The organism is Tenacibaculum ovolyticum DSM 18103 (genome assembly GCF_000430545.1).
GTDB classification, from domain to species: domain Bacteria; phylum Bacteroidota; class Bacteroidia; order Flavobacteriales; family Flavobacteriaceae; genus Polaribacter; species Polaribacter ovolyticus.
Genome location: NZ_AUMF01000016.1, coordinates 100,864 through 122,448, shown reverse-complemented (window position 1 = coordinate 122,448; position 21,585 = coordinate 100,864). Strand labels below are relative to the sequence as shown.

Here is a 21,585-nt window from a genome sequence, read left to right as displayed (position 1 = left end):
TATTTCAGGAAGTAACGTGTTTTTAGAAAAATTGCTTAGTTGAGATGCAAATCTAGCAATAGTAGGTTGGGTAAACATTAATTTAACAGGTACTTCTATTGCTAATTCTTTTCTAATCATCGAAATAACACGGGTAGCTAAAATAGAGTGTCCTCCAATTTCAAAAAAGTTATCATGTATTCCTATTTTATCAATACTTAATAGTTCTTGCCATATACTAACTAATTTCTCTTCAACAGCATTGGTTGGCTCAACATATTCAGAACTTGATAAAAGACTCATATCTGGTTCAGGTAAAGCTTTTCTATCTATTTTACCATTACTGTTTAAAGGCATTTGATCTAGCACTACCCAAATGCTAGGCACCATATAGTTTGGTAATTTTTCTTGTAAAAAATTTTGTGTTTTTTCTTTTTCAAAATTAAGGTCCCCTACAATATAACATACTAATCGTTTGTTTGCGTTAGCATCTTGTTTTACTAAAATGCAACAAGTCAAAACAGAAGCATCTTCAAAGAGTACAGTTTCTATTTCGCCTAATTCAATACGGTATCCGTTAATTTTAACTTGATTGTCTGTTCTACCTATAAATTCAATGTTTCCTTCTTCTGACCAACGAACTAAATCTCCAGTTCTGTAAAGTCTGTCTTCAACCTTAAAAGGACTTTTTATAAAATGTTCTGTTGTTAAATCTGCTCTATTTAAATATCCTTTAGCAACTCCAGATCCTCCAATATAAAGTTCTCCAGCAACACCAATAGGTACAAGTTGCTGTTCTGTATCTAATACATATAATTGTGTATTAGAAAGGGGTTTTCCGATAGGAATAGTATGTGCTTGTTTAGGTATATTTTTTATAGGATGATACGTTGCATAAGTAGTAGTTTCTGTAGGTCCATAAACATGAATTAGTACATCTGCTCCTAAAGCTTCAAAGGCTCTTTCTACATGATTTACAGAAACCTGTTCTCCTCCAAATAATAATATTCTAATAGTATTTAAACTAGATAAATCGTAATCTACAAAAGAGTTGAATAATGCAGTAGTTAAAAAGGCTACTGTTAATTTTTCCCCTTTTACAATAGTTGCTAAATCAGCAATGTTTGCAGCATAAGAATTAGGAATTAAAAATAGGCTAGCTCCAGATAATAAACTTCCAAATATTTCATAAGTAGCTCCATCAAAGGCATAATTAGACCATTGTAAAACTCGATCATCAGATTGAATTTGAATGGCATCTTTATCATATACTAAGGTTAAAATATTTTCATCCGTAATTAAGATTCCTTTAGGCGTTCCTGTAGTACCCGATGTATACATTATATATGCAGTACTCGTAATATTTCTAGTTACTGGTCTATAAGAAAAATTTGATGCTAATAGCTCATCTATTTGAATGAATTGATCTTCGTTTATTGATAGTATTGCTTTTAATGCTTCTTCTTTATAAAGAATCGTATTAATAGCAGCATCTTCGATAATAAAAGAGAGCCTGTTTAAAGGTAAAGATGGATCTAATGGTACATAAGTAGCTCCAGATTTTAAGATTCCAATGATACTTATAATCATTTCAAATCCTCTATTAAATAAGATTCCTATATGAGAACCCTCAGTAATATTAGTAGCTTGCATATAACTTGCTACCTTATTAGATTTTTTATCTAAATCTTCATATGTCATTGTTTCTCCCTCAAAAGCTAAAGCTATATTATTAGGAGTTTTAATTACTTGTTCCTTAAAAACTGCTATAACTGATTTCTCTTTTGAATATCGTAAAGCTGTTTTATTAAAATCATAATGCAGTTGAATGGTTTCATCGGTATCTAGAATACCTAATCTACTAATTGGCAACATTGGGTTTTCAACTACGGAATCAAGTAGTTGAATATAATGTGAAACCAATCTTTCAATTGTTGATTTCTTGTATGAATCTGTTGGATATTCAACTTCTAGTATTAAACCATCATTTCCTGGATGTTCTGCAACTATAAAGTGTAAATCTGCTTTTACTTTTAAAGTACTTGGTTCTATAAAATCTACTTCTAAATCTCCTAATAATATCTCTTGAACTCTAGGTGTGTTTTGGAAGTTAAATAAAACTTGATATAACGGGTTTCTATCAGAAATATCTCTTTGTTTAACTGTTGCTTCTACAACTTTTTCAAATGGTATTTCTTGATTTGTATAAGCGTCAAGTGATGTGTTTTTAACTTCAGATAAAAACTTTGTGAAATTAATTTCTGGTTTTACTTCACTTCTTATAACTAACATGTTAATGAAAAAACCAATTAAGTTTTCTATTTCTTGACTAGTTCTCCCTGCAACAGGTGTACCAACACATATATCTTGTTGACCTGTATACTTATATAAAAGAATTTTAAAAGCAGAAAGTAAAGTGATGTATAAAGTACTACCGTTATTTGTACTTAATAGCTTTAGTTTGTCAAGTAAATTTTTATTTATAGTTGTTAGTACCGAATTTCCATCGTTACTTGGGTTAACTACATTTGTGTAATCTGTAGGAAAATTAAGTTTAGTTACATCAGCTAATTGATTTTTCCAATAATTAGTTTGATCTTCTAACGTATGTTTTTTCTTTTGTTGCCAAAGTATATAATCTGTATATTGAATCTTTAGTTCAGGTAATTTTGGTGTTTTATTATTGATTCCAGCCTCATATAATTCTAATAATTCTTCTACTAAAATACTTTCAGACCAACCATCAGAAGCGATATGATGCATCACCAAAACCAACATGTTTACATTTGAAGCCTGTTGTATAATATGAGCTCTTAATTTAAAGTCTTCTGCTAAATTAAATGGTTTAGATGTAAGTAATTCTATCTCTTCATTTAAACGAGTATCTTCTATAGAATCTTTAAAATCTATAGTCCAGTTTTCTGATGATAAAAAATCTAAATAAGGAATATCTTTGTCTTCCTTTATTAAACTTCTAAGTGTTTCGTGTCTATTTACTATTTCTCTTAAACTAGATTCTAAAAGTGTTTTGTTTAAGTTTCCTTTTAATTGTAAGACAGAGCTTACATTATATTCTGTACTTCCTTCTAATGTGTCTATAAACCACAAACGTTCTTGTGCGTAAGATAACGGAATACGTTCTGGTCTTTTTTGAATTGTTATTTCGTTTACTTCTTCTGAAATAGGTTCTTTATCAATATGAGCAGCAAGTTCGTTTAATTTTGTATATACAAATAGATCTTTAATGTCTAGTTGTATTTTCATTTGTTTTTGAATTGCTGATTTTACTCGCATTGCTAATAAGGAATGACCACCTTTTTCAAAGAAATCATCAGAAGCCCCAATAGGTTTTCTTTGAAGAACTTTTCCCCAAATAGTTTTTATTATTTTTTCTGTTGATGTTTTACATTCTTCTACATCAATTAATGTTTTAGAACGACCATTAATTTGCTTTTTATAGATAGCCAATAATTTTTTTTCATCAACTTTATCACTTAAATTTTGAGGTATTTTATCAACAAAAACATATTCATTAGGTTGCATATAACTTGGCAATCCTTTACTACATTTTTCTATCAATAACTTTTCTAGTTCAACACTTTCTTTTTTAGCTATTCTTGTAGCGTATAGCGTATCTGAATTGCTTTCTTGTAAAATATTTCTGTCTAAATATTTATTTACAAATTCTGTTTCTTCTTTATTTTTTTGAATAACAAAAGCAATTAAAGGAGTGTCAGACGGTGATTTTTTATGCGCTACAACAGCTACATTTTCTATTAATTGACTATCTCTTATAAGCGCTTCTATTTCTCCTAATTCAACCCTATTCCCTCTAATTTTTAATTGCCTGTCTTTTCTTCCTAAAAACTCTAAATTCCCATTTGGTAACCACCTTCCTAAATCTCCTGTTTTATACATTGTATCCCCTAAAGTTTTAGGGAATGGATTTGGCCTGAAGCTTTTTGCTGTTTTTTCAGCATCTTTAAAATAACCAGCACCAACACCAATACCAGAGACACAAATTTCACCAGGAATACCAATTGGCACTAATTTTTCATTATCATCTAACACAAAAATATTCATGTTATCAATTGGCTTACCAATAGACACTTTAGGTGTGTTTAAAGGCAAAGGTTCTGTAATTTCAAATTGTGTAATATCATCTGAAGCTTCACAAGGACCATAACCATTTAACACCTTACATTCAGGAAATAATTTTAACCAATCATTTACTAATTTAACTGGTATTTCTTCTCCTACCATCATCATCCATTCTAATGAAGGCAATATATTTTCTTGTGGGTTTAGTTCTAAAATAAGATCTACAAAGCCTATTAAATATGAAGGTACAAATTCTGCAATAGTAACATTGTGCTCTTTCATTAAGTCAAGAGTCTTTTGATAATCTAATACATCGTCTTTATCGGCGATTAAAACCTTTCCTCCTTTTAATAAAGGCGCTAATATTTGCCAAACAGAAATATCAGAAGCAATACTTGCACTTTGTAAAAAACAAAATCCATCTTTTAAATCAAGAGCCTTATATTCTGCCAAAATATGATTTAAAGCACCGTTATGTCTTGTAATTGCTCCTTTTGGTTTCCCTGTAGAACCAGAAGTATATAACATATAAGCCCAATCACTTTGTTCATTAACGTTCTCAGGATTATTGTTGTCATTTTTAACAATATCATGTACAGAACTAACTATGATTTTCGCCTCTACAGATTCTAAATCACTAGAGAACAAATCATTATCTAAACAAATTATTTGCTGTAATTCATTATCAAAAAGAGCTGCTCCTTTTAATGCTAATAAATGTTCTTTTTCACTTATTAAAGCTTTTAACTCTCCATCCTTAAGAAGTTCTAAAGTTCTAGTAGCAGGGTTTTGTGTGTCCATTGGAACATATACTCCACCTGCTTTAAATATTCCTAATAAAGCAGCAATTAACTCTGGAGATCTTTCTAAGTGTAGCCCCACAAAATTCCCTTTTTCTAAGCCATTTTTCAATAATGTGTTTGCTATTTGATTGGCTCTAGAATTTAGTTTTTTATAAGTCCATTCAACATCATTATGTGTTATAGCTATACACTCAGGTTTCTCTTGTACTTCTTCTTCAAACAATACATTTATTGGCTGGTTATTCTTTAAATCTACAGCTTCATTATTGAAATTATATAACAATTCATTTTCATCTTCTTTAGAGATAAAACTAATATTTTCAACTTTTTCATTTGGATTTTCAGCAAATTGATGGATTAATGTTTCAAAACTATTTTTTATCTTTTTCACCAATTCTGGATGATATACTTCAGGATGGTAGAAAAAAGATATTTCAATTTCTTCACCTAATTCTACATCGAGATCAAAGTTATAATTTGTACGTTCAAAAGTATTTACATTAGATATCTCAAATAATATATCTTCTTTATCTTCTTGTGCAATAGGATAATTTTCAAAAGCGATAATATGCTTTATTAAATTTGATTTAAGCGGTGTAGCATTTTGAATTTCTACTAAAGAACTATAATGATAAGGAGTCCCTTCTAAAAAATCGTCATGTACTCTTTTTGTGATATCTAATAATGCTTCTTCTTCTTTGAAATGAATCCGTACTGGAATAGTATTCATAAAAAGCCCTAAACATCTATCCATCCCATGTAATTCAGGAGGTCTTCCTGATACTACATTTCCATAAACAACGTCATTTGACCCGCTATATTTAGCTAATATTAGTCCCCAAAAGGTTTGAAATATATCGTTTAATGTAACTGTATTACTTTTAGCAATAATAGCTAACTTAGCTGTTGTTTTTTTACTAAGTATACTCTTTTCAACTGCATTTCGGAGGTCAACGTTAGTGGTAGTATTTGTAATTTTAGGTATTTCTGCAATATGATTATAACCTTCTAAGTATGTATTCCAATATTTTGTAGTACTTGCAGTATCTTTACCTTCAAGCCATTTAATATACGTACTATATAAAACAGGTTCTGGGAGTACTATTTTTCTATTATGCAGTAATGATGCATAGATTTCATTTAATTCTTCTACTATGATTGTATTACACCAACCGTCTACAATAATATGGTGAAAACTCCACAGAAAATCGTAAGAATCATCTCCTTTTTTAATGATAGAAAGTCGTACAAGAGGTTCTTTTACCAAATCAAACCCTTTTTTAACATCCGCATCTTTAAAGGTTTCAATAAAATTTTTATAATCGCTAGGGTGTAATGTTGTTTTATCTAAAATATTTAATGCTATTTTTCTGTTTCTAAGCACAACCTGAATAGGTCTTTCAGTTGACTCATAAACAAAAGCTGTACGAAATATATCGTGCCTTTTACTTAAAACATCAATACTTTCTGAAAAAATTTCTATATCTATTTTTCCCGAAACTGAATACGATAATTGAATGAAATATGCCTCTAAGTTTTTATCTCTAATAGTATGAAATAACATCCCTTCTTGCATAGGGGTTAAAGGATAAATCTTTTCTATATTATTTTGTGCTTTTTTCATGATTAAAAGAGCGCGTTGCTTAGTTAGTTTTAATTAATTTGTAGGTAGTATAATAGTAGGTAGACAGATTAACTGACGTAGTTTAAATATGATTTGTAATACGGAAAAATATATTTTGAAGGTATCTTTAAAGCTACCCCAATAAAAATCAAACAATTATAGTACATGTTTTTCCATGGAGCTCCTTTAAATTTTGATAAAATTCCAGAAGCAGCACTTTTAGCTGTATGCCAGTCTATATTAAATGATATTGAAAAACTTAAACTATGTACTTGGTGCAACATTCCCGATGGCATGTATAAAATATCGCCTCCTTTAACAATTACCTCTTGAATGTTTAATTTTTCTGCATTTGGAAATTCACTGTAGTCAACATTTGATGCATCAATTTTAGACCATCGCCAACGTTGTAAGTAGCATAAATCTTTTTGTTTAGCTTCAATTAAAATAAATTTTTTAGCACCAACCATTTGAAAAAACATATTATGCGTGCAAAGTGTATCAAAATGCAAAGGAGTTACACTATCTGAACTTCCCATAAAAAACTGAATATAATTCTGGTAGTTTTTCCAGTACCATTTTGGAAATAATTCTAACGGAAAAGGTTCTATATCTTTCGTTAAATCTGGTAGTAAATTGAAAATAGGAACATCATGTAAATATGCAGGCTTTTCTAATTGCTTACCTGTCCCTTTTGCTTTTTCTTTTTCATATGCTATTAAGTTATCTATATAATCTGCCAATTTAACCTGTTCTCTATTTCCTTTAGAAACATCACCTTTTTTGGCAATCATTTCTAAATTCCATTTTTCATTTTTAAAATAATCGGTAGTCCATAATTCTCTGGCTGCCCATTCTCTAGTCTGATTTTTTATAAGCAATGGCTTATTTTTTTTAACAAAATTTCGATAAAAATCTTCACGAGAAATTGTATCAACAACTGTAACAGTATTCATAAATTTTCTTTCTAAATAGTTTGAAGAAGTTGTTTGTTTCTCTCTTGTAAATCTTTAGGAATAGTTATGTCTAAAACCTCTTGCATAATCAGTAATGCTTCATCAATTATTTTTGGTGTAATTGTTAAAGGAGGAACCAATCTTAGTACATTATTGTAATGCCCTCCAACTTCAAACAACAACCCTTTTTGTAAACAATTGTTTCTAAGCTCTTTTACAAATTCAGGATAAGGCTCTTTGGTAAATACATCTTTTACAAATTCAACACCAATCATTAATCCTTTTCCTCTAATGTCTCCAATAAAGGGCGTTTTTTTTGCAATAGTCATTAATCCATCCATTAAGTACGCACCCATTTCTTTTGTGTGCGACTTTACATCATATTTTTCAATAAAATTAAATGCTCCATTTGCAGCAGCTAAACTAACTTGATTCGCTCTAAATGTTCCTATATGTGCTCCTGGTCCCCAAGCTTCTACTTCTTTCTTGTAAACTAAAGCTGATATAGGAAAACCAATTCCTCCTAAGCCTTTAGATAGTGTAATAATATCTGGCATTACCCCATAATTCATACAAGCTAAAAACTCTCCAGTTCTAAAGAATCCACTTTGTATTTCATCAAAAATAACCAATACATCATTTCTATGGGCTACTTCTACAACTTCGTTTAAAAACCCTGCTACTGGAGGAATGTTCCCTCCTTCTCCTTGAATAGATTCAACAATAATTGCAGCAGGTTTAGTAATTCCAGAATGTTTGTTTTCTAATAAAAACTTTAAACGTTCTATCGCATAGTTTTTACACGCTTGATCATCATCATTTGAAGGACATCTATATTGATAACTAAAAGGAGTAAAATGTACATTTGGTATTAAAGATGTTAGTTCTTTACGAAAATCTGTATCAGCCGTTACGGCTAATGCTCCAGATGTCATACCATGATAACTTCCAGAAAATGCTATAATACCATCTCTCCCTGTTTTTATTTTAGCAAGTTTAATCGCTGCTTCAACAGCATCAGATCCGGTTGGCCCACCAAAACTCACTTTATAATCGTTTTGTACTGCTTTAGGAAGGTTTTTTAAAATTTTTTGAATTGCTTCTAATTTATTTTCTGTTGGAAAATCTAAAGCATGAATTAACTTTTCTTGTTGTTCTTTAACATATGAAAGAACTTCTTCATTACAATGACCAACATTTACAACACCACAGCCAGCAAAAAAATCTATAAATTGGTTTCCGTCTACATCTTCAATAATTGCTCCTTTTGCTCTTTCTATTGCAAAAGGCATACTTTTAGGATAAGATACTACAGAACCTTCTATTTCTTTTTGTAATTCTAATAATTCTTTAGATCGTTCTCCAGGTATACTATCACTTACAATATTAGCAGATTCTGATAAATGAAATCGTGAAAATTTATGTGTTGCTTCTATCATTTTTATAAAGTTTAGTTTTTTAATAAAACATTAATTAATCGATATTTTAAATTAATGTTACTGTTTGATTAGTAGTGTTTTCTTTTAGAAAAGATCATTTAGTTCAACTAAATCATCCGAAGATAAATCTGTGTAATCGTAATCACTTGGTGTAGCTTCAGTATGTTCTTGGTTTATACAGAAATCTATTATTTCTTTTAATGTGGTTTTGTAAGTTTCTAACCACTTTTTTATTGTTTGTTCTTTAAAATGAGTTGTATGATAACTTAAGCTAAATTCTAAAGCGCCGTTTTTCATATACCCTAAAAATTCTATTGGATAGTTACTTTCATTTTTTGATGATTCATCAATATTCAAATGATTATCAACTAATTTAAAAGAACCATTTTCCTCCATTCCATCAATATTCCCTAAGTAATTAAAGATTATTTGAGGTAGTGGTATTGTTTTTATATCGTTTGCTATTTCACTTTCATCTTTGTATCGTAATAAACCAAAACCAATTCCATTATTAGGTATTTGATGTAAGTGCTCTTTAATATCTTTAATTACACTATTTAAAGGCTTTTTTGATGTTGATGGTAAGTACACTGGGTATGCACTAGTAAACCAGCCCACTGTTCTATTAAAACTTAAAGCTTCATTTAATTCAGCTCTACCGTGACTTTCTAACATTACAGCGGTTTCTTCTAATGAAAATTCTCTGTAAACTGATTCACTAAGAGCGGCTAATAAAATATCGTTTATCTCAGTATTAAAAGCTTTATGTCCTTCTGTTTCTAATAAACTAACGTATTCTTGTTCTAATGTAATAGTAACATCAGTACGATTATTTACTTGTGCTTTATCACTTTGATTAAAGTCGTATAAAATATGTGTGTGTGTACTCTCTGTTATTCTTTTATTCCAAAAAAACCTTTCTTGATCAAATTTAGGTGACTTTATAAAATGCTCTATTTCTTCAGACCAAAGCTTAAATGAATCTGTCTTAATAGGCAATACTATTTTCTCATTTAATTTTAATTGTTTGAGGGTATTGTAAAAATCTTCAAGAAATATTCGCCAAGAGACAACGTCTATAACTAAATGATGTATTGCTATTAAAATATAATCGATTTCTTTAGTTTTAAAAATAGCAGCTCGCATTAGAGGACCATTCTCTAGTGAAATATTAGATTGAACTTCGATAGCTTCTTTCTTAAAACCATCAATATTAGTGACAGTTGGAAGATCATAAATTTTTAAACTTACAGGTATTATATCTCCTTGTGTTGTTTGAGTTATAGAACCATCTTCTATTTTATAAGTTGTTCTTAAAGCATCGTGCCAACGCAAAATTACAGCAAGTGTTTCCTCTAAAATATTTGTATCTATTCTATTTTGAGAACTTATTATTACCGATTGATTATAATAATTAGTTTCTTTCTTTTCTAACTCAAAAAACGCTTTTTGAATAGGTGTTAAAGCTACATTTCCAGAAATAAGTCCTTGTTCTGCTATACGGTTTAAGGGTTTTATAAAAGGAACAACTTCTTTAATTGTAGAGAAACGCATAATATCTCTAATCTCTACTTTATATTGTTTTTTATATAAGTAAGAAGATACTTGAATTGCTGTTATTGAATCACCACCTAATTCAAAGAAATTATCAGAAACTCCTATTTTTTCTATATTTAATAGTTGTTGCCATATACTTACCAATAACTCTTCTAACTCATTTCTTGGAGCAGCATATTCAGCACTTGATAAACCAATATCAGGCTCAGGCAATTCTTTTTTATTTACTTTACCATTATTCGTAAATGGCATTTCTTTTAATTCTACCCAAATTCTAGGTATCATATAGTCTGGTAAATAATTTGATAAGAATACTTCTAGTTTTTCTTTATCAAAAGAACCTTCTATAACAATATAACCTATTAAACGATTGTTTTCTGTGCTATCTTCTTTTGCTAAGACACAACTATTTAAAACACTTGAATAGTTCAATAAAACATTCTCAATTTCTCCCAGTTCTACACGATAACCTCTAATTTTTAATTGATCATCTAACCTTCCTTTAAATATAATTTCATTATCTGAAGACCATGATGCTAAGTCACCAGTAGCATACATACGTTCTTCTTTTACAAAAGGATTATTTATAAACTTACCTTCATTTAATTCAGGATGTTTATAGTAACCTTTTGAAACTCCTAGTCCCGATAAATATAATTGACCCAAAACTCCTGGAGCAACTGGATTAAAATAATCATCTAATATGTAGGTTTTCATATTACTTATTGGACGTCCAATAATTGAGTTATTTTTAACTTCGTGGTAGTTATCCTTACAAAGAGGTTTAATAATACATCCAATAGTTGCTTCTGTAGGACCATAGTGGTTAATTACTTTCTTATTTGGATAATAATTAAAAAAAGTAGTTAAATCATTATAAATAATTGATTCACCTCCCAACATTAAATGATTTAATTCTGATAGCGATTCTAAATCGAAATTTGAATCGTTAATAATTAATGAAAATAATGTAGGTGTTCCTTTTATAAAAGTTATTTTCTCTTCAGCTAAATAGGTGTTTAGATAATTAATATTTAAATATCGCTCTTTCTTTAATAAGTGCAATGTTCCCCCATTTGCTATTGTTGGAAATATAGCGCTATGCCCCAAATCAAAAGCAAAAGATGATAATAAAATTGAATTATCTTTATTACTATAGTTTAACGTTTTCGTAAACCATTGTACATAATTAACTAGTTGTAATTGAGATATTTTTACTCCTTTAGGTTTTCCTGTAGACCCTGATGTATATATTACATAAGCTAACTTTCCTGGATTATTTAATGACTTACTTATACGTTTGTTATATGTCCAGCTAGATTTATTTTCTACATTTATAGCCGTGCCTTCAAATGGTATATTGTTTATATACTTACTATTAGAAATCATCCATTTTACTCCACTATCTTTTATTATATGTTGAATTCTTTCTGAAGGTAATTCAGTATCTATTGGAAGATATGCGGAACCTGATTTGAAAATAGCTAACATGGCTATTATAACTTCTACAGAAGGTTCCATGTAAATAGCAATTAAAGTATCTGTAACACCATTATCTAAAATATGTGAAGCAAGTGTTGTAGATAATTCATCAACTTCTTTCAATGATAACCTTTGATTTTCATCAACTAAGCATGTTTCATTAGGATGTAATTTTGCTTGATTAGAAAATAATTGATCAATAGTTTGATTAGATTTTTCAAAAAAAACAGCTGTATCGTTTACAGTATTAATAATTTTAGCTGTTTCGTTTGTCGTTAGCATTTTTAATGCTCCAATAGGTTGGTGAACGTTTTTTATAGCTTCTTTTAGCAACTCTTGATAATGTTGTACCATTTGATGTATGGTATCTTCTTTAAATAAAGCAGTACAATACTCAAAATCAAAAGAAATTACATCTTTATTTTCTTCAACTCTTAATGTTATATCAAATTTTGAACTTGGATTTTCATTATCTAATAATGAAACATCTAAATCATCAAGACTAAAATCGGAAACTCTAGGAGTATTATCTAATACAAATAACACTTGAAATAGAGGGTTTATACTCATATCACGAATTTTAACCACTTTATCAACTACTTTTTCAAAAGGAGTTAATTGATGACCTTGTCCACCTAAAGTAGTTGCTTTTACTCGATTTAATAATTCTTTAAAACTAGGGTTACCACTGAGATCTGTTCGTAATGCTAAAGTATTTACAAAGAACCCTACCATATCTTCTATATCAGACTGAGTTCTATTTGCTATTGGAGTTCCTACGCATATATCTTTTTGCCCACTATATTTAAATAAAAGTACTTTAAATGTAGATAATAAAAACATAAATAAAGTAACACCTTCTTCTTTACAAAGAGAAGACAAGTTTTTAGTCAATTCTTTTTTTAATTCAAAACGAATAAAAGACCCTGATATATCCTGCACAGAAGGACGTGGATAATCTTTAGGTAGTGCTAATGGTAAAACTCCTTTTAAAGAATTTTCCCAATACATTAATTGTTCATTTAAAACTTCGTTAGTTAATATCTGACGTTGCCATATAGCATAATCTGCATATTGTAGTGATAGTAAAGGAAGTTGTACTTCTTCGTTTTTATGTAAAGCATTATAAATACTCACCAATTCATTTATAAGAATACCTTCAGACCATCCGTCACTTGCTATATGGTGAATTAAAATAGTAAGAGTGTATTGATTGGTTCCAGTATTGTAAATACGTGCTCTTAACATATAATCTTCAGATAAAATAAAAGGAGTATCAGAAAATATTAAAATATCTTTTTCTATTTCTTCCTGAGAGGTTTTTTCACTTACATTTAATTTCCAATAATCAGATGAAATAGTTTTTTGATACCCCAAACCTTCTTCTGACTTAATAATTATAGTCCTAAGTGTTTGATGTCTCTCTACCAGCTTTTTAAATGATTCTTCTATCATTGGTATAGAAACATTACCATTCAATTCTAATCTTCCAGACATATGATACCCTAAACTACCTTGTAATTGATCTACAAACCATAAGCGCTCTTGGCTAAATGACAATGGTATTTTAGTAGGTTTATCTTGTAAAGTAATAGGTGAAATAACTACCTCTTCAGAATTTAGTAGTAATTCTTTAGATAATAGAGCAATTATTGGATGAGTAAATATTAGCTGTATAGGAATTTCAACATTCATTTCTTTTCTAATAGTTGAGACTAATCTTGTCGCTAGTAAAGAATGGCCTCCTAATTCAAAAAAGTTATCATTAATTCCTATCTTTTCTGCTCCTAATAATTCTTTCCAAATTTTTGTTAAGTGTTTCTCTGTTGTTGTTTGTGCTACTTCATAGTTTTTAGTAGGTTGGCTATTAGGTTTAATTTTTTGAAGTGCTTTCTTGTCTATTTTCCCGTTAGGAGTCAGTGGCATTTCTTCTAGTTTTACCCATAATCTAGGCACCATATATTCTGGTAATTTAGACTTTAATGCTTCTTGAAATAATTCATTATCTAATGAATTATCACTTACAGTATATCCTACTAAATTTTTATTACCTTTTTCATCTTCTTTAACCAGTACACAACAACTAATAACTTTAGGAATACTTGATAAAATATTTTCAATTTCTCCAAGCTCAATACGATGTCCTCTAACCTTAACTTGATCGTCTTCTCTTCCAACAAATTCAATAGTTCCGTTAGATAACCAACGACCTAAATCTCCAGTTTTATAAATACGTCCATTTTCTGTAAATGGATTTTTTGTAAACTTCGTTTCTGTTAATTTTTCTAAATTCAAATATCCACGACCAACTCCAATTCCTCCAATCCAAAGTTCTCCCGTAACACCTAATGGACATGGATTCCCAGAAGAATCAACAATATAAATTTTTGTATTAGCAACAGGTTTTCCTATAGGAACTAAACCTTCTTTAGGTGCTACTTTCATTATATGAAGACTTACATCATCTGAAGCTTCAGCTGGTCCATAAGCATTTACTACTCGCACGCTAGAATAGGCTTCAAACCATCTGTCTAAAATGTCTTTTGTAACAGCTTCACCAGTCACTAGCAAGTAATTTAATTCCTCTAACTTTTTAGAACTAGTAGTTTCTAGCAAGCTAGATGTATAAGATGGTACTAATTGTAAAATAGTTACTTTCTCTTCAGTTAAAGAATTAATGAAAGCATTGGTTTCTAGTAAATCTTGCTCTTTATAAATAGCTGTTTTTCCTCCAACTAATAAACTTGTTAAAATTTGCCATACTGAGATATCAAAAGTAAACGGAGCTGTAAATGCAATTGAAGTTTCATTATTCAGTTGTAGTTCATCTATCATTAATAACAAGTGATTCAATAACCCCTTATGTTCTATTAATGCTCCTTTAGGTTTTCCTGTACTACCTGAAGTATAAATTACATACGCCAAAGAATTGGAGTTATATACTTTTTCTATTTCTATAGTTGAATAGTTTTTGAAATCTGGATTTTTTGAATTTAAGACTAATAATTGCGTATTTTTTAAGCTTATTTTATCAAGTATTTTTTTACTAAAAGTATCCGTTAATAAAATACTACAATCAATATCTTCAAGAATATGATTAATTCTAGATTCAGGGTAATCAGGCTTAATTGGTACATATGCTCCTCCTGATTTTAAAATTGATAAAACACCAACAACTAAAGAGAATGATCTTTCTAAGCAAATACCTATTAAATCATCTTCTTTTACTCCTTGTTCAATTAAATAATTAGCAATTTGATTTGATTTTTCATCTAACTCTTTATAAGTTATCTTTTCCCCTCGAAAAGACAACGCAATATTATTAGGTGTTTGCTCTACTTGTTTTTTAAATAAATCAATTACCGTTAAATCTAAAGGATAAGCTACATCGGTATCATTAAAACTGTATAATAATTGTTGTTTTTCTTTAGGCGTTAAAATTTTAAGTGAGGATAGCGTTTGTGTATAATCTATACTAATACTTCTTAATAATTCTTCAAAATGATTTAACATTCTTTCTACCGTAACTCTTTCAAATAAATCGGTACAGTATTCCATGTCAAAAGAAATACCTTCTTTATGTTCTTCTGCTGAAAAATTTAAATCAAACTGAGCAGTGTCTTCTTCAAATGCATAAGGTGTTAATTTTAAGTCATCTATTGTTAATTCTTTAAGTTCAACAATATTTCGTAAATCAAACATTACCTGAAATACCTGAGTAATACTTGTATCTCTATTTCCTATGATCCTTTCAACAATTTTATCAAACGGAGCATGTTGATATTCATAACTCTCTAATGTTGTTTCTTTTACTTGTTGTAAAAACTCTTGAAAACTTAAACTTTGATCGACATTACTTCTTAAAGCTAGTGTATTTACAAAATACCCTATCATCTTTTCTAAATCTGTCTGGTTTCTATTAGCAATAGGCGTTCCAATACAAATATCATTTTGTCCACTGTATTTATGTAACAGAACTTTAAAAGCAGATAGTAACAACATAAACAGTGTAACTTCTTGTTCTTTACATATTGCATTTAAACTATCTTTTAAAGATTTATCTAATTCGAAATAAATGTGAGCCCCTTTTGTACTTTGTATAGATGGACGAACAAAATCTGTAGGTAATGAAAGTGGGATTACACCATTTAATTTATTTTCCCAATAAGATAATTGATTTTCTAAAAAGGCTCCTTGAATGTTATTTCTTTGCCATATAGCAAAATCTGAATATTGTAAAGGTAATTTTGGTAAAGCTATTTCTTGATCCCTTTTTAAAGTTTTATATACCTCCGTAAACTCGTTAATAAAAATAGGTAAAGACCAGCCATCACTAGCTATATGATGAAATACACAGGCAAGAATATTTTTATCATTACCTAAATTATATAGACAAGCTCTAAACATATAGTCATTACTAAGGTCGAATGGAATATTTAGAAATTTTGATATTTCTTCTTTTTCATTATCGCTCTCTTCTATTTTAATAGTAGAAAGTTTCCATTTATCTATTGATACTATTTCTTGATAACCAATACCATTTTTTTCTTTAATAACTGTTCTTAAAACTTCATGACGATTTATAATTGTTTTTAAAGCAGTTTCTAAAATTTTAAAATCTACAGTACCTATTAAACGTAACCCACCAGAAACATGATACTCTCTTGTACCTTGTAATTTATCTAAAAACCACATTCCTTGTTGACCATATGACAATGGAATTAATGTTGATTTTTCTTGTGAAATAATAGCAGGTAATGTTGGTTTTTTTGAAATTAAAAGAACCTTCTCAGACAATAATTCTATTGTCGGATATATAAATATTGATCTTATTGAAATTTCAATATTTAATTCTTTTCTTACCTTTGAAACAACTTGTGTCGCTAATAGTGAATGACCTCCAAGCTCAAAAAAGTTATCATGAATTCCAATTTTTTCTAAACTTAATAATTGCTTCCATATCTCAGCAAGTTTATTTTCTTGTTCATTTCTTGGTGCAATAAATGTTTTTGAAAGTAATAATGATTTATCAGGATCAGGTAACTGTTTCTTATCTATTTTCCCATTCTGACTTAAAGGAAAACTGTTCATGAAAACAAAAAAAGAAGGCACCATGTATTCAGGAAGCTTTGCTAATAAGTTTTCTTTAAGAATTTCAGTATCAATATTTTTTTGTGTTTCAGTAATTAAATAAGCTACCAATTGTTTATCTGAACCGTTAAATGTTTTTGTTATAACTACAGATTGTTTAACATCTATGCATTTATTTAAAACAGTTTCAATTTCACCTAATTCAATTCTGTATCCACGAATTTTAACTTGATCGTCTTTTCTACCAGCATAAATTACAACACCATCTGAAGACCATTTAGCTAAATCACCCGTTAAATACAAACGCTCTCCTTCTTTATAAGGATTACTAATAAATTTTTGGGAAGTTAATTCCTCTCTATTTATATAACCTCTTCCTAGCCCCAAACCTCCAATACATAATTCACCAACAACACCTGTTGGAAGTAATTCTAAATTATCTCCTAAAATATAAACTTGAGCATTTGGTGTTGGTTTTCCGATAGGAACAAACTGCGCATTTTTAGGTAAGTTATTAACACTATAATAAGTACTAAAAACAGAAGCTTCTGTTGGTCCGTAAATATTATCTAAAATAGCTGATAATCCAGAATCTTGGTATCGTTGCACTGTTTTCACAGGTAAAACTTCTCCACCAACTAATAAATGACGCAAAGCTGGTAATGTTTCCTTTGTTTTATAAACCTCATCTAAAAGAATTGGTAAATAAGAGGGTACTAAGTTTAGTTGTGTTACTTTTTGCTTTGAAAGTATTTTTAAAAATTGTGCAGGATCTTTTACTTCATTATCTGAAATAATCACCATGCTTGCACAACCTTTAATCCAACCAAAAATTTCTGGTATAGCCATATCAAAACCATAATTAGTTTTAAAAGCCATATGCTCTCCTTTAGAAAGTGGATGTGTATGATTTGTAAATTCAATAAAACTATTTAAAGCTTTATGTTCAATCATAGCACCTTTAGGAAAACCAGTAGTTCCTGAGGTATAAATTATATAAGCTAAATCAGATTGTGTTATGGTTATATCTAATTTTTTTGATGATTTTTTTAATAAATCCTCTTTGAGTGTATCAATAATAATATAATTAACAGTGCTACCTTCTTTTAATTTTTTTTCAATATCTGAACTTGTTATAACTAATTTAGCAGAGGTATCGTCAATTATAAATGCAATACGATCTATTGGGTTTGTATGATCTATTGGTATATATGCAGCTCCACTTTTTAATATTCCAAAAATACTTACTACTGTTAAAATAGATCGCTCCATACAAATTGGAACTAAATCATTTTTTCGTATTCCGTTTTCTTTTAATAAATATGCTATTTGGTTAGATTGTATGTCTAACTCTTTATATGTAAGTGCTGTTTCTCCATGAATTAAAGCAATACTGTTAGGGTTTTTTGCTGTTTGATTTGTAAAAGTATCAAGAACCGTTTCTTCTTTATTAAAGGCAATTTTTGTTGTATTAAAAGTATTTAATAATTGATTAACTTCTTCATTTTGCAACATTTTTAGTTTACCTATCTTTTGATAAGGGTTTTCTAAAATAGCAACTAATAACGCTTCATAATGTCTCGCTAATTTTTTAATCGCTGTTGTATCAAATAACTCCTCTCTATATTGAATTTCTAAAGCAATACCTCGTTTTACATCTTCTTCTAAAAGAAAATGAAGGTCACTTTGCATGTGAAGTTTTGTTGGCTTAATTAAATCAACTTGAAAATCTCCTGTTATTAAATCTTGTATTTGACCTGTATTTTCAAGAGAAAACATTACTTGAAGTAATGGGTTTTTATTTAAATCTCTATTTGTTCTTGTAACTTCGATTACCTTTTCAAAAGGAGCATCTTGATTTTTATACGCTTCTAAAGCCGTACTTCTTACTCGCTGTAAAAAATCTTCAAAACTCATTGTTGAGTTCACATTACTTCTCATAGCCAACGTATTTACGAAGAAACCTATTAATCCTTCTAAATTTTGCTGTGTTCTACCTGAGATAGGAGTTCCTACACAAATATCTTCTTGTCTTGAGTATTTGTGAAGTAATATTTTAAACCCGGCTAATAAAACCATATATAAAGAACAACCGTTACTTGAAGAAAGTATTCTTAATTTATTTACTAACGCTGGATTTATAAAAACTTCTAATGAAGCACCTTCAGTTCCTTGAATTTTACTCCTTTCAACATCTGTTATTAAAGAAAGTGGAGTAACATTTGCTAATTTCTCTTTCCAGTAAGTTAATTGATCATCTAATAATTGCCCTTTAATATGTGTTTTTTGCCAAATAGCATAATCTGCATATTGTATAGGTAATTGAGCTAATGTAGTTTCTTTTGTTTCCTGTAAACCTGTATATATTTTTACAAATTCTTCAATAAATACTTGAATAGACCATCCATCACTAGCAATATGATGAAATACACAAACTAATAAGTAAGTATTTTCTCCTAAATCATTTAAACAGGCTCTAAACATGTAATCTTTAGCTAAATCAAAAGATTTCTCAGCGTAATTACTTATTAATTCTTGATCAGAAATGCCTTCTTGAGTATTATTTTTAGATAATTCCCATGTTTTAGTAGCTAATGTTTTTTGATACCCAATACCGTCTTTTTCATTAATAACTGTTCTTAAAATTTCATGACGTTCTATAATTATTTTTAAGGTAGTTTCAACTAGAGTAAAATCAACTTCTCCTTTTAATTTTAGACCACCAGAAATATGATAGTCTTGTGTACCTTGAAATTTATCTAGAAACCATAATCTTTGCTGACTAAATGAAAGAGGAATAGTTGTTGGTTTATCTTGTATTATAATTTGAGGTAATACAATTTTATTAAGGTTCGATGATAACTCGTCTGATAATAAAACAACTGTTGGATATAAGAAAATAGTAGTAATTGGAATTTCTATGTCCATTTTTGTTCGAATCATTGAAACCAATCGGGTCGCTAATAAAGAATGACCACCTAACTCAAAAAAGTTATCTTCTAACTCAATACCTTTTACTTCTAAAATTTCTTCCCAAATAGTTATAAGCTGTTGCTGATTTGAAGTTAAATTCACTTTTTTTGAAAAATCAATATGTAATTGATTCAAAGCAGTGTAATCAATTTCATTAAAAACATTTTTAGGTAATTCAACAAGGACAGATATGACAGATGGTAAGTTTTTTGAATTTACAAACTTTTTAAGCCAGTTTCTTAATGTTGATGGGTCAGTTATTTCATTTTCTTTAAATACAACAAATGCAACTATTTGATCTTTGGTTTTTTTATGAATTAAATAAGATTCCTTTATTGATGGATGATTATTTAAGTACTCTTCAGTTATATCTAATGCAATTAATTTGCTGGTTATATTAATTTCTCTTTTAGCGTTATTAAGTAAAACTATACTTTTATCCCCTTCAAAACTAGCTCTGTAGTCTAAGGCTCTTAAAGTTCTATTTGCACTTCCAATATTAAAAACCTCTACCAATTTATTTTGACCTATAGGGTTTGAGATACATTTACTTTCAAACCATAAAGTACCTGGAACTTTAATAGCAGGAATACGTTTTTTCTTATCTAATATTTGTACGTTAGATTTACCAAACGGTTTAGTATATGCTATACTTTCAATGTTACTTTTTGTAAGTTTTTCCGTAATATTAGATTGAATCACAGAAAGCATTATGTTTTCTAACTGATACGTAACTATTAATTCTTTAAAATTGAAAACATTTTGTAATTGGTAAACAGTAGACTCTGTAATTCGTAAATGTGAAGAAAGAATAATAGTTGAGAAATCATAACTTTTGATTTTTAGTAAATCTATTTCTTCATTTAATTTTTCTTTATTTATTTTAAGAATACCAGAAGTGTCTGAAAACTCTTTAATCGTTTTATTAATAATATTTAAGGTAGCATTACTATTAATAACAGGTAATAATAATTCTAAAACATCTATTCTTAAATCTTTCTCATATGCGAAAACATTTTCAGTATCCCTTAACCCAAAAGAAGTTGTAACGCTTTCTATATGGCTTTGAATTGTTTCTAAATTTAAATAATAAGCTTCTTGTGTACTAGCTATAATTATTCCTCCTTTATTATAAATATCATCTTTACCATTTTCAATTGCATTTATATATAATCTGGTTATAACGTTTTTATTTTCTAAAGAAAGAAGTTGTGTATTATCTGTAAAAAGAAATATATTTTCATCACTTAATTTTTCTAATCCAAAATCTTCTTCAAAAAGTTCTTTAGTTTTACATACTAATACATTTCCTCCAGCTTCAATAACAGCTAGAAAATATATTATATGTTCTATTGGATTTTGAAAATCAACTAAAACTAAACGACCGTTAAGTTTATTAAGTTTAAGGCTTGTTTCAGAAACTTTTGACCATAAACTACCATAAGTTATAGATTCATTTTGGTAATTGATAGCAATGTTTTCAGATACTTTCTGATTTAAAAAGGAAAGGTTAAAAAGAAAGGTTTGCTCTTGATTCATCTTTGCGTCAATTGAAATTGATTGTGTTTATCTTTTACTTA

General features: G+C 29.0%; 4 protein-coding genes. All 4 read right to left on the bottom strand.

Annotation, left to right across the window (positions count from 1 at the left end):
- The coding region (locus H518_RS0106130) for a non-ribosomal peptide synthetase (protein ID WP_028888245.1) at positions 1-6,507 on the bottom strand (6,507 nt) is incomplete at its 3' end.
- A gap of 68 nt (positions 6,508-6,575) precedes the next feature.
- A complete protein-coding gene (locus tag H518_RS0106125) occupies positions 6,576-7,463 on the bottom strand; it encodes a cupin-like domain-containing protein (RefSeq protein WP_028888244.1) in 888 nt (295 codons plus the stop codon).
- 11 nt (positions 7,464-7,474) lie between these two features.
- Positions 7,475-8,902, bottom strand: a complete 1,428-nt coding sequence (locus H518_RS19355; protein WP_051263683.1) for an aspartate aminotransferase family protein — start codon at positions 8,900-8,902, stop codon at positions 7,475-7,477.
- An 84-nt stretch (positions 8,903-8,986) separates the two neighbouring features.
- Entirely contained in the window at positions 8,987-21,544 is a 12,558-nt protein-coding gene (locus H518_RS0106115; protein ID WP_028888243.1) for a non-ribosomal peptide synthetase, read from the bottom strand.
- Positions 21,545-21,585: the final 41 nt, after the last annotated feature.

Excerpts from the sequence above, each read along its gene's own strand:
- H518_RS0106125 (WP_028888244.1), bottom strand. The coding sequence starts at position 7,463 with ATGAATACTGTTACAGTTGTTGATACAATTTCTCGTGAAGATTTTTAT.
- H518_RS0106115 (WP_028888243.1), bottom strand. The coding sequence starts at position 21,544 with ATGAATCAAGAGCAAACCTTTCTTTTTAACCTTTCCTTTTTAAATCAG.
- H518_RS19355 (WP_051263683.1), bottom strand. The coding sequence starts at position 8,902 with ATGATAGAAGCAACACATAAATTTTCACGATTTCATTTATCAGAATCT.